The sequence below is a fragment of the Streptomyces sp. LZ34 genome (genome assembly GCF_053890475.1).
Genome location: NZ_CM132680.1, coordinates 9,181,874 through 9,196,610, shown reverse-complemented (window position 1 = coordinate 9,196,610; position 14,737 = coordinate 9,181,874). Strand labels below are relative to the sequence as shown.

Annotated in this window: 14 protein-coding genes; 4 read left to right on the top strand and 10 right to left on the bottom strand. The window is 70.4% G+C overall.

Features of this window, described 5'->3' with window-relative positions; all coding sequences use genetic code 11:
• Positions 1–93 precede the first annotated feature (93 nt).
• Entirely contained in the window at positions 94–495 is a 402-nt protein-coding gene (locus tag ACWY4P_RS39130) for a hypothetical protein (RefSeq protein WP_456205338.1), read from the top strand.
• A 28-nt stretch (positions 496–523) separates the two neighbouring features.
• Here ACWY4P_RS39130 and ACWY4P_RS39125 read toward each other — a convergent pair whose 3' ends face one another.
• The 4 genes from ACWY4P_RS39125 to ctaC form a co-directional block, all read right to left on the bottom strand.
• The gene (locus tag ACWY4P_RS39125; protein ID WP_456205336.1) at positions 524–1,777 is read right to left on the bottom strand and encodes an Ig-like domain-containing protein; all 1,254 of its coding nucleotides are present in this window, start codon (positions 1,775–1,777) and stop codon (positions 524–526) included.
• Positions 1,778–1,930: 153 nt separating this feature from the next.
• Positions 1,931–2,329, bottom strand: coding sequence for a cytochrome c oxidase subunit 4 (locus tag ACWY4P_RS39120; RefSeq protein ID WP_456205335.1), 399 nt, complete (start codon positions 2,327–2,329; stop codon positions 1,931–1,933).
• Positions 2,326–4,068 carry an aa3-type cytochrome oxidase subunit I gene (ctaD, locus tag ACWY4P_RS39115; protein WP_456205334.1) on the bottom strand — a complete coding sequence of 581 codons (1,743 nt, stop codon included), beginning with the start codon at positions 4,066–4,068 and terminating at the stop codon, positions 2,326–2,328. Before ctaD ends, ACWY4P_RS39120 begins: the two co-directional genes overlap by 4 nt.
• Positions 4,065–5,027, bottom strand: a complete 963-nt coding sequence (gene ctaC, locus ACWY4P_RS39110) for an aa3-type cytochrome oxidase subunit II (RefSeq protein ID WP_456205333.1) — start codon at positions 5,025–5,027, stop codon at positions 4,065–4,067. Before ctaC ends, ctaD begins: the two co-directional genes overlap by 4 nt.
• 276 nt (positions 5,028–5,303) lie before the next feature.
• Between ctaC and ACWY4P_RS39105 the strand changes: the two genes are divergently transcribed.
• The gene (locus tag ACWY4P_RS39105) at positions 5,304–6,758 is read left to right on the top strand and encodes an aminotransferase class V-fold PLP-dependent enzyme (protein WP_456205332.1); all 1,455 of its coding nucleotides are present in this window, start codon (positions 5,304–5,306) and stop codon (positions 6,756–6,758) included.
• Positions 6,759–6,789: 31 nt separating this feature from the next.
• On the opposite strand, the gene ACWY4P_RS39100 is transcribed toward ACWY4P_RS39105, so the two are convergent.
• Positions 6,790–7,767 (bottom strand): carbohydrate kinase family protein, encoded by a 978-nt coding sequence (locus ACWY4P_RS39100; RefSeq protein WP_456205331.1) that lies wholly within the window; start codon positions 7,765–7,767, stop codon positions 6,790–6,792.
• Positions 7,768–8,016: 249 nt separating this feature from the next.
• Here ACWY4P_RS39100 and ACWY4P_RS39095 point away from each other — a divergent pair, with 249 nt between their 5' ends.
• Positions 8,017–9,594 (top strand): hypothetical protein, encoded by a 1,578-nt coding sequence (locus ACWY4P_RS39095; RefSeq protein ID WP_456205329.1) that lies wholly within the window; start codon positions 8,017–8,019, stop codon positions 9,592–9,594.
• Positions 9,595–9,692: 98 nt separating this feature from the next.
• Here ACWY4P_RS39095 and ACWY4P_RS39090 read toward each other — a convergent pair whose 3' ends face one another.
• Positions 9,693–10,046 (bottom strand): HesB/IscA family protein, encoded by a 354-nt coding sequence (locus tag ACWY4P_RS39090; RefSeq protein ID WP_311724667.1) that lies wholly within the window; start codon positions 10,044–10,046, stop codon positions 9,693–9,695.
• Positions 10,047–10,274: 228 nt separating this feature from the next.
• Here ACWY4P_RS39090 and nadA point away from each other — a divergent pair, with 228 nt between their 5' ends.
• Positions 10,275–11,462 (top strand): quinolinate synthase NadA, encoded by a 1,188-nt coding sequence (nadA, locus tag ACWY4P_RS39085; RefSeq protein ID WP_456205327.1) that lies wholly within the window; start codon positions 10,275–10,277, stop codon positions 11,460–11,462.
• 101 nt (positions 11,463–11,563) lie between these two features.
• Here the strand turns inward: nadA and ACWY4P_RS39080 are convergent, their stop codons facing one another.
• From ACWY4P_RS39080 to ACWY4P_RS39065, 4 genes are read right to left on the bottom strand one after another with little or no spacing between them, the layout of a single operon-like run.
• A complete protein-coding gene (locus ACWY4P_RS39080; protein WP_456205326.1) occupies positions 11,564–12,244 on the bottom strand; it encodes a response regulator transcription factor in 681 nt (226 codons plus the stop codon).
• The gene (locus ACWY4P_RS39075; RefSeq protein ID WP_456205325.1) at positions 12,241–13,533 is read right to left on the bottom strand and encodes a sensor histidine kinase; all 1,293 of its coding nucleotides are present in this window, start codon (positions 13,531–13,533) and stop codon (positions 12,241–12,243) included. The genes ACWY4P_RS39080 and ACWY4P_RS39075 overlap by 4 nt, the downstream gene beginning before the upstream one ends.
• A 29-nt stretch (positions 13,534–13,562) precedes the next feature.
• A complete protein-coding gene (pspAA, locus tag ACWY4P_RS39070) occupies positions 13,563–13,841 on the bottom strand; it encodes a PspA-associated protein PspAA (protein ID WP_456205324.1) in 279 nt (92 codons plus the stop codon).
• A 35-nt stretch (positions 13,842–13,876) separates the two neighbouring features.
• A complete protein-coding gene (locus tag ACWY4P_RS39065; protein ID WP_456205323.1) occupies positions 13,877–14,647 on the bottom strand; it encodes a PspA/IM30 family protein in 771 nt (256 codons plus the stop codon).
• Between the last annotated feature and the right edge of the window lie 90 nt (positions 14,648–14,737).

The window sequence follows — 14,737 nt, the reverse complement described above, 5'->3', positions numbered from 1 at the left end:
TGCACACCCCCTCCTCCCCAGGGCTGTACGGGAGTAGCATCCGCGCCAGGAGTGCACCCATGTAACGCGCCACCCATGTAACGCGGAGGAACGATGCAGCCGACCGCCACGGTGCTGGTCTACAGCGATGACTCGAGCACCCGCCAGCAGGTCCGGCTCGCGGCCGGGCGCCGGCCCGCTCCCGACGTCCCGCCCGTGGAGTTCGTGGAGTGCGCGACCCTCCCCGCCGTCCTCTCGGCGCTGGAGGACGGCGGTATCGACGTATGCGTGCTGGACGGCGAGACGGCGCCCGCGGGCGGCATGGGGGTCTGCCGGCAGATCAAGGACGAGATCTTCCGCTGCCCTCCGGTTCTGCTGCTCATCGGCCGCCCGCAGGACGCCTGGCTGGCCACGTGGAGCCGCGCCGAGGCCGCGGTCACCCATCCGGTGGACCCGGTGGCCCTCGCGGACGCGCTGGCGGAACTGTTGCGCCAGCGGCGCTCCGTGGATGCCTGACGCCTGACGCGTCACCCCTGGCCGCGTCTCACACCTGGGGACGCAGCCTGGCCGAGTCGGCCGGGGTGCTGCCGTCGGGCCGTCCGCCGGCCACGGCGCTGCCCTCGCGCCACTTGTCCCAGGCCACGTTCCAGTCGCCGAAGCCGTTGTCGAACGGCGTCATCATCGAGCCGTGACTGTTCACGACCTTGACGATGTCGCCGAGGCGCACGGTGTCGAAGAACCAGTGCGCGTTCTCGGTGCTCATGCCGGTGCAGCCGTGGCTGACGTTGGCCGCGCCCTGCGAGCCGACGGACCAGGGCGCCGCGTGGACGTATTCGCCGCTCCAGGTCACCCGGGTGGCCCAGTGGACCATCAGGTCGTAGGAGTTGCCGAGGCCGATGCTGGCCCCGGTCATCCGTACTGCGGACTCCTTGGCGAGGATCACCTTGATGCCGTTGCGGGTGTCGAAGCCGGGCATGCCGGTGGTGATGGGGATGGTACGGATCGCCTGGCCGTTCTTCAGCACCGTCATCTGGTGGGTGCCGGAGTCGGTGATGGCCTCCATGCGGTCGCCGGTGCGCAGCCGCAGCGGCTTGGAGGACGCGCCGTACAGGCCGCTCGCGACCCTGATGCCCTTGAGGTTGGCGTGCACGTCGATCGTGGCGTGCGCGGGCCAGTAGTCGCGCGGGCGGTAGTGCAGGGTCCGGTCGTCCACCCAGTGCCAGACGCCGTCCACCGCGGGCTGTGAGTCCACCTTCAGGGCGCGCTCGACGACGGACCGCGCCGAGGCGTCCTTGACCGGCGCGTTCAGTGCGGCGGTGATGGGCTGGCCCACCCCATAGGTGCCGGCGTCGGGGCCGAAGGTGACCCGCAGCCTGCTCTCGGCCCCCGAGGTGTCGAAGCCGATGGTCCGGCGCCCCGGCGCCCCGTCGGCGTCCTCGGTGCTCACCCGCAGCGTGTAGTGGGTGCCCGCGGCCAGGGGCACGGTGCTGCGCCAGCGCTTGCCGTCGGGCGTGAGCTCTCCGCGTACGTACCGCCCCGCGGAGTCGGTCGCCGTGACGTCGGTGATACGGCTGTCGTCGCCCTTGGCCGTGACCTCCAGCGGCTTGTCGGGGTCGGCCTTGTGGGAGCCGCCCACGCCGCTGAAGGCGACCTGGTCGGCCGCGTCGTACGGCTTGGCCGCCAGCGGGTCCGAGGAGGGGCCGCCGCATCCGGTGAGCCCCGTCGCTATCAGGGGTGCCAGCAGCAGAGCGCAGCCGAGCACCGTCCGGGATCGGGGTGATCGAGGTGTGTGGCTCATGGTCACAAGCTAGGAAGTCCGGTCCCGGACGGCTCGCGGAACGAGGCAGTCGAGTGAACCGGCGACCTGACGAACCCGGGACACGACGAACCCGGGACACGACGAAGCGGGGCCCGGACACCTGGAGAAGGTGTCCGGGCCCCGCTCGGGTTGTTACTGGTTCTGGTTCTCGCCGCGGTAGTACTCGAACACCCAGCCGAAGAGGCCGACCATGATGACCGGGGCGGAGAAGTACAGCAGCCACCAGCCGAAGATCACGCCCATGAAGGCCAGGGCGCCACCGATCGCCAGGGAGAGCGGCTGCCAGCTGTGCGGGGAGAAGAAGCCCACCTCACCGGCGTCGTCCGCGACATCCGCGTTCTTGTTGTCCTGCGCCCCGACATCCACCCGGCGGGCGGTGAAGGCGAGGTAGTAGCCGATCATCACGCTCAGCCCGAAGGCAAGGAAGAGCGCGGTGGTGCCGGCGGGCTCCTTCGACCACACCCCATAGACGATCGCCATGATGAGGATGAAGACGGCGAGCCAGATGAACATCCGGCCTTGGACCTTCACTTGCCGGCCTCCTTGCCACCCGCGAGGGCCTTGTCGTCGGACGCGGCGGCCCCGTGGTTCTCAAGCTGGTCGAGCGCCGCGATCTCCGGGTGGTGCAGGTCGAACGCCGGGGATTCGGAGCGGATGCGGGGCAGCGTGAGGAAGTTGTGCCGCGGCGGCGGGCAGGAGGTCGCCCACTCCAGCGAGCGGCCGTAGCCCCACGGGTCGTCCACCTCGACCTTCTTGCCGTACTTGGCGGTCTTCCAGACGTTGTAGAGGAACGGCAGGATCGACATGCCGAGCAGGAACGAGCTGATCGTCGAGATCGTGTTCAGCGTGGTGAAGCCGTCGGCCGCCAGGTAGTCGGCGTACCGGCGCGGCATGCCCTCGGCACCGAGCCAGTGCTGGACCAGGAACGTGCCGTGGAAGCCGATGAACAGCGTCCAGAAGGTGATCTTGCCGAGGCGCTCGTCCAGCATCTTGCCGGTGAACTTCGGCCACCAGAAGTGGAATCCGGCGAACATCGCGAAGACGACCGTACCGAAGACCACGTAGTGGAAGTGCGCCACCACGAAGTAGGTGTCCGAGACGTGGAAGTCCATCGGAGGCGAGGCCAGGATGACCCCGGTCAGACCACCGAAGGTGAAGGTGATCAGGAAGCCGATCGTCCACAGCATCGGGGTCTCGAAACTCAGCGACCCCTTCCACATCGTGCCGATCCAGTTGAAGAACTTGATACCGGTCGGCACCGCGATCAGGAATGTCATGAAGGAGAAGAACGGCAGGAGTACGCCGCCTGTGACATACATGTGGTGCGCCCACACCGTCACCGAAAGGCCCGCGATCGAGATCGTCGCACCGATCAGGGAGATGTAACCGAACATCGGCTTGCGGGAAAAGACCGGAATGATCTCGGAGACGATTCCGAAGAACGGCAGCGCGATGATGTACACCTCTGGATGGCCGAAGAACCAGAAGAGGTGTTGCCACAGCAATGCGCCGCCATTGGCCGCGTCGAACACATGCGCCCCGAATTTACGGTCTGCCTCCAGGGCGAACAGCGCGGCGGCCAGCACCGGGAAGGCCAGCAGCACCAGCACACCGGTGAGCAGTACGTTCCAGGTGAAGATCGGCATGCGGAACATCGTCATGCCCGGAGCGCGCATGCAGATGATGGTGGTGATGAAGTTGACCGAGCCGAGGATCGTGCCGAAGCCGGAGAAGGCCAGACCCATGATCCACATATCGGCGCCCACGCCCGGCGAGCGGACCGCGTCCGACAGCGGCGAGTAGGCGAACCAGCCGAAGTCGGCCGCGCCCTGCGGGGTGAGGAACCCGGCCACCGCGATCAGCGAGCCGAACAGGTACAGCCAGTAGGCGAACATGTTCAGCCGCGGGAACGCCACATCCGGCGCACCGATCTGCAACGGCATGATCCAGTTCGCGAAGCCGGCGAACAGCGGCGTGGCGAACATCAGCAGCATGATCGTGCCATGCATGGTGAACGCCTGGTTGAACTGCTCGTTCGACATGAGCTGCGTGCCGGGACGGGCCAGCTCGGCGCGCATGAGCAGCGCCAGGAGCCCACCGATGCAGAAGAAGGCGAACGACGTGACGAGATAGAGCGTCCCGATCGTCTTGTGGTCGGTGGTGGTCAACCACTTGACGACGACGTTCCCTGGCTGCTTACGGCGCACCGGCAGCTCGTCCGCTTGCGCGGCGGCTGCGTCGGCACCCTGAGGTTCGTTGAGGATGCTCACTTGTTCTTGGTCTCCGCGTTCTTGGCGGCGTCCGTCTGCTCAATGCCCGCCGGGATGTATCCGGTCTGGCCCTTCTCGGCCAGGCCCTTCAGGTACTCCCGGTAAGCCTTCGGGGAGACGACCTTGACGTTGAAGAGCATCCGCGAGTGGTCGTTGCCGCAGAGCTCCGCGCACTTGCCCAGGAAGGTGCCGTACTTGTTCGGGGTCACCTCGAAGCGGTTGGTGTGCCCCGGGATGACGTCCATCTTCATCAGGAAGGGAACCACCCAGAAGGAGTGGATGACATCGCGGGAGGTCAGGATGAACTGGACCTTCTCGCCCTTCGGCAGCACCAGGGTGGGGCCGGGGTTGCCGGTGTCCGGGTTGTGGTCACCCGGGGTGCCCGCCACGTACACGCCCTCGGCACCCTTGGGCACGGCCTTGAGCATGCGGTCCGGGATCGAGGAGACCTCCTCGGGCGTCTTCTTGGGCGTGGACAGGTTGCCGTCCACGTTCTCCATGTAGTTGAAGCCCCAGCTCCACTGGTAGCCCACCACGTTGATCACGTGGGCGGGCTTCGCGGAGGTCTTCAGGAGCTCGTTCTCATCACGCGCGGTGAAGTAGAAGAGCACCGAGACGATGATGATCGGGACCACGGTGTACAGCGCCTCGATGGGCATGTTGTACCGGGTCTGCGCGGGAACCTCGATCTTGGTCCTGCTGCGGCGGTGGAAGATGACCGCCCACAGGATCAGCCCCCAGACCAGCACGCCCGTGGCGAGCGCAGCCGCCCACGAGCCCTGCCACAGGGAGAGGATCCTTGGCGCCTCCTCCGTGACCGGGGTGGGCATTCCGAGGCGGGGGAAGTCCTTGGATGTGCAACCGGTGGCGGTCGCCAGGACCAAGCCCGCGGCCAGCGCCTGCAGCAGCTTCCGCCGCACCGGGCGCCGCGACGAGCGGTCGGAGCCGTTGGGACTCACGTAGCGCCTTCCCGAGAGTCTCGCCCGCACGGCCGCGGCCGTCTCTCTGGTCGGTCGCCGGCCCGGTGCGGGCAGGGGTTTGGATGTTTATGCGGACCAAACCCTACTGGACGCCTTTTAGGGCCGCGCGGGGAGGGTGCCCAACGCGCCGGGGCGCTCCCCGAAGAGGTGGAGGAACCCGTTCGAAGGGGGTCCGAACAGGCTCCGAAGAGACTCCAAAGAGGCTCCGAAGAGGCGGAGACCCGACTTCCGCGGGCTGCGACTAGCGTTCTGTATGTGCCCTACTTCGACGCCGCTTCGTCCGCCCCGCTGCACCCCATCGCCCGCCAGGCGCTGCTCGCCGCGCTCGACGAGGGATGGGCCGACCCGGCCCGCCTCTACCGCGAGGGGCGGCGCGCCAGGCTGCTGTTGGACGCCGCGCGGGAGACGGCGGCCGAGGCCGTCGGCTGTCGCCCCGACGAACTCACTTTCACCTCTTCGGGTACCCGCGCGCTGCACGACGGCATCGCCGGAGCCCTCGCGGGCCGCCGCCGGGCCGGCCGCCATCTGGTCGTCTCCGCCGTCGAGCACTCCGCGGTGCTGCACGCCGCGGCCGCCCACGAGGCGGGCGGCGGCACGGTCACCGAGGTCCCGGTGGACAGCGCCGGCCGGGTCGCGCCCGGCGCGTACGCCGCCGCCCTGCGCGACGCCCCCGGCGCGACCGCCCTGGCCTGTCTCCAGTCCGCCAACCACGAGGTGGGCACGCGACAGCCGGTGGCCGAGGCCGCGGCGGAGTGCGGGGAGGCGGGTGTGCCGCTGCTCGTGGACGCCGCCCAGTCGCTGGCCTGGGGCACGGTCGCGGGCGACTGGTCGCTGCTGACCGCGAGCGCCCACAAGTGGGGCGGCCCGTCGGGCGTCGGCCTGCTTGCCGTACGCAAGGGCGTGCGCTTCGCCGCCCACGGCCCGGCGGACGAACGCGAGTCGGGCCGCGCCCCCGGCTTCGAGAACATCCCGGCCGTCGTGGCGGCAGCGGCCTCGCTGCGCGCCGTACGGGGGGAGGCCGCCGCGGAGGCGGAGCGGCTGCGGGAGCTGGTGGACCGGATCCGTACGCGGGTGCCCCGGCTGATCCCCGACGTGGAGGTGGTCGGCGACCCGGAGCGGCGGCTGCCCCATCTGGTGACCTTCTCTTGTCTCTATGTCGATGGGGAGACGTTGCTGCACGAGTTGGACCGCGCGGGCTTCTCCGTCTCCTCCGGCTCCTCGTGCACCTCCAGCACCCTGACGCCGAGCCATGTGCTGCGCGCGATGGGCGTGCTGTCCGAGGGCAACGTCCGCGTCTCGCTGCCGCTGGGGACACCCGAGGAGGACGTGGAGCGCTTCCTCGCCCTGCTGCCGGACGTGGTGCGCCGGGTGCGCGGGCAGTTGGGCGCGCCGGGGCAGGACGAGGCGTCGGCAGCTGCGGTGGCGTCGGCAGCCGCGGCAGCTCCGGCGGTCGCGGTGGCCGCGGCCGGGTCGGGCGGCGAGGAGGCGGAGCTGGTGGTGGACTCGCTCGGCAAGCTCTGCCCGATCCCGGTCATCGAACTGGCCAAGGTCATCGGGGACGTCCCGGTCGGCGGCCTCGTCACGGTGCTCGCCGACGACGAGGCCGCGCGACTGGACATCCCGGCGTGGTGCGCGATGCGCGGCCACGAGTACGCGGGGGAGCGCCCGGCCGAGCGCGGTACGGCGTACCGCGTCCGCCGCCGGGCGTAAGCGACCCCCGAGGAAGTAGCGGCAGAACCCCTCAGCCGGCCAGGTGGGGCTGGACCTCGGAGGCCGCGTCCTGGCCGTACGCCTTGGCGAAGCGGTCCGTGAAGTGGCCGCGGCGCAGCTCGTACTCCTGGGGGCCGAGGGTCTCGATGACCAGCGTGGCGAGCATGCAGCCGACCTGGGCCGCGCGCTCGAGGGAGAGGCCCCAGGAGAGCCCGGAGAGGAAGCCCGCGCGGAACGCGTCGCCGACGCCCGTCGGGTCCACCTTCGCCTCCTCCTCCGGGCAGCCGACGACGATCGGCTGCTCGCCGGTGCGGTCGATCCGCACGCCCTGCGCCCCGAGCGTGGTGACGCGGGTGCCGACCTTGGCCAGGATCTCGTCCGCCGACCAGCCGGTCTTGGTCTCGATCAGCGCGGCCTCGTACTCGTTGGTGAACAGGTAGTCCGCGCCCTCGACGAGCAGCCGGATGTCCTCGCCGCCCATGCGCGCGAGCTGCTGCGAGGGGTCGGCGGCGAACGGGATGGAGCGCGTGCGGCACTCCTCGGTGTGGCGGACCATCGCCTCCGGGTCGTCCGCGCTGATGAGCACGAGGTCGAGGCCGCCGACCCGGTCGGCGACGGGCTGGAGCTCGATCTGGCGGGCCTCGCTCATCGCGCCGGTGTAGAAGGACGCGATCTGGTTGTGGTCGGCGTCGGTGGTGCACACGAAGCGCGCGGTGTGCAGGACCTCGGAGATATGGACGGACTCGGTGTCCACGCCGTGGCGCTCCAGCCAGGCCCGGTACTCCGCGAAGTCCGCGCCGGCCGCCCCGACCAGGATGGGGCGCAGGCCGAGGACGCCCATGCCGTAGCAGATGTTGGGACCGACGCCGCCGCGGCGGACGTCGAGGGTGTCCACCAGGAAGGAGAGGGAGACCGTGTGCAGCTGGTCGGCGACCAGCTGATCGGCGAAGCGGCCGGGGAAGGTCATCAGATGGTCGGTGGCGATGGAGCCGGTGACTGCGATACGCACGGCTGGTCTGCTCCTGCGGGAGACGGAGAAAAGTCGGAGGAAACGCGCGCCTTACGCTATCGGCTCCGCCACCCCCGCACGAATGGCTGAAACCACCCGATAGTAGCCCTTTGCTCACCGCGTGCACGATGCATACGGCGCCGGTTACGGCGCATGGAGGAACCACACGCCCCTTCGCTCCGTCTCAGCGACGTCCCCCTCGCGAGAGGTGGGACGGTACAGCCAGAGCGGAGCCGAAGGAGCGATACGGTGAGCACCGAGGACACCGACACCCCACAGACCCCCGAGGGCGAGAACCCGCGGCCGCGGCGGCGCTCGCCGCTGGCCGTCGCCTCGGTGGCGGCTGCGGTCCTGCTCGCCGGCGGCGGCGGGGCGTACTGGGCCTCCACCGCCGCGGGCGGCGGCGCGCAGGACCCGGGGGCCGCACAGAAGGACGGTTCGCCGAAGCCGCTCGCACTGGACGGATACGGATCCCCGGGCCGGGCGGGGATCGCGCCGGGCGAGCCGAACCCGTACGGCCGGCAGTACAAGGCCGCGGGCAAGCTGCCGGACGGGCCCGAGTCGGCGCCGGTGTACCGGACCGGCGCAGAGGTCTCCAAGGCCGAGGTGGCGCGGCTGGCCAAGGCCCTGGACGTGGCGGGGACCCCGCGCGCGGACCACGGCGTATGGAAGGTCGGGGGCGCCAAGGACGCGATGGGCCCGGTGCTCCAGGTGAGCCGGAAGGCGCCGGGCGGCTGGTCGTACACGGCCTACGGGTCCCCGGGCGGCACCTCCTGCGTACAGCCGCCGGACACGGGCTCCGGCACGCAGCCCTCCGACACTCAGTCCTCCGACGCGCAGTCCCCCGACTCGAAGGGCAGCGGCAAGAGCTGTCCCTCTTACCGCGGCGAGGCCGCCGACTCCGCCGCCGGCTCCAAGGGGTCCGGGGCGAAGAGCGACAAGGGATCCGACAAGGCCGTCTCGGAGGCCAAGGCCAAGCGCGCGGCCCAGCCGGTGCTGGACGCGCTGGGGCTGGACGGCGCGAAGCTGGACGCGACGCAGCTCTACGGCGCGGTGCGGGTCGTGAAGGCGGACCCGGTGCTGGACGATCTGCCGACGCACGGCTGGCAGACGAGTGTGCAGGTGGGCGCCGACGGACAGCTGGTCGGCGGCAACGGTCTGCTGTCGAAGCCCGCGAAGGACGACACATATCCGCTGATCGGCGCGGCCGAGGCGATGAAGCGGCTCAACAAGGGCGACGACACCGCCTACGGCCCGGACGCGGTGCCCGAGAAGGCCGAGCCCGGGAAGAGCACATCCGAGAAGAGCGCACCTGAGAAGGCGGCGACGGGCAGCACGGGCGGCACGGGTGACGAGGTCACGGTGCGCAAGGCGACCCTGGGCCTCGCGGCGCACTCCGTGGACGGCCGGCGGGCACTGGTGCCGTCCTGGCTCTTCCAGGTCGGGCCGTCGAGCGCGGATGACGCCATGAACACGGTCGCCTACCCCGCCGTCGACCCGAAGTTCATCAAGAAGCCGTCCCCCTCCGGCACATCCCCGTCCACGGGGTCCGGCGAGGACCATGTCGACGACATCACGTCGTACACCGTGGACGGCAAGAGCCTGACGGTGCGCTTCTGGGGCGGCGTCTGCGAGTCGTACACGGTCTCCGCCGAGGAGTCCTCGTCGCAGGTGAAGCTGGAGATCAAGGGCAAGCGGCTGCACCCGGGCCGGCCCTGCATCCTCATCGCCAAGCAGATCGACAAGAAGGTCGAGCTGGACAAGCCGCTGGGCGACCGCAAGGTCGTGGACGCCAGGACCGGCGAGACCGTGCCCAAGCGCAAGTGACGCGGGGGCGACCGAAGACGCCGCAGGGGGCGGGCCCGGCCGGGCCCGCCCCCTGCGGCGTCTGAATCAAGGTGTCCAGCGGCTGGACGAAAAACGCCTCAGCTGAACGAGTCACCACAGGCGCAGGAGCCCGTGGCGTTCGGGTTGTCGATCGTGAAGCCCTGCTTCTCGATGGTGTCGACGAAGTCGATCGAGGCGCCGTTCAGGTACGGGGCGCTCATGCGGTCGGTCACGACCTTGACCCCGCCGAAGTCCTTGACGACGTCGCCGTCGAGCGAACGCTCGTCGAAGAAGAGCTGGTAGCGCAGGCCGGAGCAGCCGCCGGGCTGGACGGCGACGCGCAGCGCGAGGTCGTCGCGGCCCTCCTGCTCCAGCAGGCCCTTGACCTTCGACGCGGCGGCGTCGGACAGGATGATGCCCTCGCTCGCGGTGGTCTCGTCCTGAACGGTCATCTGCTTCTCTCCCGGGTCGTACGGACTGCTTGCCGTCGGCTCAAACCAATGGCGTCCCGGATTCATTCCGGGGCGGGCGCTTTTCTTCCTGCGCTGTTCATGCTCGCACACGTGCACCGCGCTCTGGAATGCGTCACATCGACGCGATGGGCATCGTCAAACTGACATGAAGCAGTTATGATAGATAGCGTCATTTTGACGATTAAGGGTCCCCGCGAAGAAAGAAGGGTGCGTGACGTGACCACCGCCCAACCCCTCGATGTCCAGCCGACACCGCTCGCCCTGCTCCTCCTCGGCCGGGAGGCCGACCCCAGGAGCGAGCGTGGCGTGGAGTGCCCCGGCGATCTGCCCGCGCCCTCCGACCCGGACCTGGTGGCGCGCGCCCGCGCGGCCAAGGCCGAGCTCGGGGACCGGGTGTTCGTGCTGGGCCACCACTACCAGCGCGACGAGGTCATCGAGTTCGCCGACGTCACCGGGGACTCCTTCAAGCTGGCCCGCGACGCGGCCGCCCGGCCGGACGCCGAGTACATCGTCTTCTGCGGTGTGCACTTCATGGCCGAGTCCGCCGACATCCTCACCGGCGACAGCCAGCAGGTGATCCTCCCGGACCTGGCCGCGGGCTGCTCGATGGCCGACATGGCCACCGCCGAGCAGGTCGCCGAGTGCTGGGACGTGCTGACCGAGGCCGGGGTCGCCGGGGTGACGGTGCCCGTCTCGTACATGAACTCCTCCGCCGACATCAAGGCGTTCACCGGCAAGCACGGCGGCACCATATGCACCTCCTCGAACGCGAAGCGGGCGCTGGACTGGGCCTTCGAGCAAGGCGAGAAGGTTCTTTTCCTGCCCGACCAGCACCTCGGGCGCAACACCGCGGTGCGCGAGATGGGTCTGTCCCTGGACGACTGCGTGGTCTACAACCCGCACAAGCCGAACGGCGGGCTGACCGCCGACGAGCTGCGCGCCGCCAAGATGATCCTGTGGCGCGGGCACTGCTCGGTGCACGGCCGCTTCTCGCTGGACTCCGTCAACGAGGTCCGCGGGCGCGTCCCGGGCGTCAATGTCCTGGTGCACCCCGAGTGCAAGCACGAGGTCGTGGCGGCGGCGGACCACGTGGGCTCGACCGAGCACATCATCAAGACGCTGGAGGCCGCGCCGGCCGGCTCGAAGTGGGCGATCGGCACCGAGCTGAACCTCGTCCGCCGCCTGGCGAACCGTTTCGCCAGCGAGGACAAGGAGATCGTCTTCCTCGATCGCACGGTCTGCTTCTGCTCCACGATGAACCGGATCGACCTGCCGCACCTGGTCTGGTCCCTGGAGTCGCTCGCGGCCGGCAAGGTCGTCAACCGGATCCAGGTCGACAAGGAGACCGAGGCCTACGCCAAGCTCGCCCTCGAGCGCATGCTGGCCCTGCCGTAACGGACACCTGACGCGACAGACACCCGACGCGACAGACGCCTGACGCAACAGGCACCTGAGGGCCCGGAGGCGGAAACCCCCCGGGCCCTCGGCCTGCCCGCTCACACCCGGGGCCGCACCAGCCCCGTCTCGTACGAGATCACCACCAGCTGCGCCCGGTCGCGGGCGCCGAGCTTGGCCATCGCACGGTTCACATGCGTCTTGACCGTGAGCGGGCTGACCTCCAGCCGCGCCGCGATCTCGTCGTTGGACAGCCCGCCCGCGACCTGCACCAGCACCTCGCGCTCCCGCCCCGTCAGCGCGTCCAGCCGCGCCGCGTCATACGCCCCGGCCTCCCCGTCCCGCGAGCCGCCCTGCGCCAGGAACTTGGCGATCAGCCCCTTCGTGGCGGCCGGGGACAGCAGCGCCTCCCCCGCCGCCGCGATCCGGATCGCGGCCAGCAGCTCATCGGGCTCGGCCCCCTTGCCCAGGAAGCCGCTCGCGCCGGCCCGCAGCGACTCCACGACGTACTCGTCCACCTCGAAGGTCGTCAGCATCACCACCCGGACGGCCTCGAGCCGCGGATCCTCGCTGATCATGCGGGTGGCGGCCAGCCCGTCCGTGCCGGGCATCCGGATGTCCATCAGGACCACATCGGCGCCCCGGTCGCGGGCGATCTCCACGGCCTCGGCGCCGTCCGACGCCTCGCCGATCACCTCCATGTCCGGCTCGGAGTCCACCAGCACCCGGAACGCGCTGCGCAGCAGCGCCTGGTCGTCGGCCAGCAGCACCTTGATCGTCATGAGTCCCCTTCGCCCCCTTCGCCCCCTTGTCCCCCCTGTTTACGCGGCTCCCCTCTCCGCGCCTGCAAGGGCAGTCTCACCCGGACCCGGAAACCGCCCTGCGGCCGGGGTGCCGCTTCACAGTTGCCGCCCAGCGCGGCGACCCGCTCCCGCATCCCGATCAGCCCGTGTCCGCCGCCGGGATCCTCCGCCGGGGGCTGCTCGGCGCAGGGGCCGTCGTCGTCGACCGTGATCAGCAGCACGGCGGAGGTGCGCACGATACGGACCTGGGCCTTGGCGTCCGGCCCGGCGTGCTTGTGCACATTGGTCAGGGCCTCCTGGACGATCCGGTAGGCGGTGAGGTCCACGGACGCCGCCAGCGGGCCGAGCCCGTCCCGGGAGACCGCCTCCACCTCCACCCGCAGCCCGGCCTTGACGAAACCGTCGACGAGCTGGTCCAGCACCGCGAGTCCCGGGGCCGGCTCGGTGGGCGCGGCGGGGTCGCCGTACTGCCGCAGCAGGCCGACGGTGGCGCGCAGCTCGTCCAGCGCCGAGCGGCTGGCCTGCCGTACGTGCGCGAGCGCCTGCTTGGCCTGGTCCGGGCGGTTGTCCATGACATGCGAGGCGACCCCGGCCTGGACGTTGACCAGCGCGATGTGGTGGGCGACCACATCGTGCAGCTCGCGGGCGATGCGCAGCCGCTCCTCGGCGACCCGGCGGCGGGCCTCCTCCTCGCGGGTCCGCTCGGCCCGCACCGCACGCTCCTCGATGGCCGCGATATAGGCGCGGCGGCTGCGCGCCGCGTCGCCCGCCGCGGCGGCCAGCCCGGTCCAGGTGAAGATGCCGAAGTTCTCCTGCGCGTACCAGGGGTGCACCCCGAAGAGCATCGCGGTCCCGGTGAGCAGGGCGACGGTGGTGAGGCCGACCCGCAGCGTGGTCGGCCGGTCGGTGCGCGCGGCGACGGTGCACAGGGCCACTGCGACGCCGAACACGATCGAGGTGCGCGGCGGCCCGTCATGGGCGGTGACGACCTCCACGACGGTGAGCGCGGTGGTGACCGCGAGGACGCCGATCGGGAATCTGCGGCGCAGCACCAGCGCGGCCGCGGCGAGCGCGGCCAGCAGGACGAAGGCCGGGTCGATCGGGTCGGCCGGGTGGCGGCCGGCGTGCGGGCTGGCGGCCGCGCCGATCAGCATCAGCGCGAAGGCGACCACGGCCAGCAGCGCGTCCAGCGCCCGCGGATGCGCGATCAGCCAGCGGTATGGACGGGCCAGGCCTGGCCCGACGGCGAGGGGAGTCACGGCATCCAACCGTAAGCGCTGCGCCACCGCGCGCCGTCTCAGCCCGGGATGAGGCCGTCGTCCCCGAGCATCGCCCGGACATCCTGGAGCGTCGCGTCCGGGGTGGGCAGGATCAGCTCCGACGGCTCCAGCGAGTCGTCGGGAAGCGGCTCGCCCAGTGAGCGCACCGCGTCCAGCAGCGCGCCGAGCGTGCGACGGAAGCCGTCCTCATCGCCGCTCTGCACCTCGGCGAGCAGCTCGTCGTCGAGCTTGTTCAGCCCGGACAGGTGGGAATCGTCCACCCGCAGCTGCCCCTCCCCCATGATCCGTACGATCATGACGACCTCCTTCGGGGCGCGGGTGACCTGCCTGCCTACTTGTCCATATTGGGGCGGGACTGCTCCTGCTTCTCCCCGCTCTCGATGGCCTGCTGCGGGGCGCCGCCCGCCAGCTCGGCCTTCATCCGCTGAAGCTCCAGCTCCACATCCGAGCCGCCGGAGATCCGGTCCAGCTCCGCGGCGAGGTCGTCCTTGGCCATGCCGGAGGGGTCGTCGAGCGCACCGGAGGCCATCAGCTCGTCGAGGGCACCGGCCCGGGCCTGCAGCTGCGCGGTCTTGTCCTCGGCGCGCTGGATCGCCATGCCGACGTCGCCCATCTCCTCGGAGATGCCGGAGAACGCCTCGCCGATCCGGGTCTGGGCCTGGGCCGCGGTGTAGGTGGCCTTGATGGTCTCCTTCTTCGTACGGAAGGCGTCCACCTTGGCCTGCAGCCGCTGCGAGGCCAGGGTCAGCTTCTCCTCTTCGCCCTGCAACGTCTGGTGCTGCGTTTCCAGGTCGGTGACCTGCTGCTGCAGCGCGGCACGGCGGGAGAGCGCCTCGCGCGCCAGGTCCTCCCGGCCGAGCGCGAGCGCCTTGCGCCCCTGGCCCTCGAGCTTGTCGGACTCCTTCTGCAACTGGTTGAGCTGAAGCTCCAGGCGCTTGCGGGAGGTGGCCACGTCGGCGACGCCGCGCCGCACCTTCTGCAGCAGCTCCAGCTGCTTCTGGTACGAGTAGTCAAGGGTCTCGCGCGGGTCCTCGGCCCGGTCCAGGGCCTTGTTGGCCTTCGCGCGGAAGATCATTCCCATACGCTTCATGACACCGCTCATGGGCCTCGCGCGCCCCCTTCTAACGGACTACGGACTACGGACTACCGGCTCCAGCACATCCAACAGACCCAGCCTACGGGCCCTGTATCC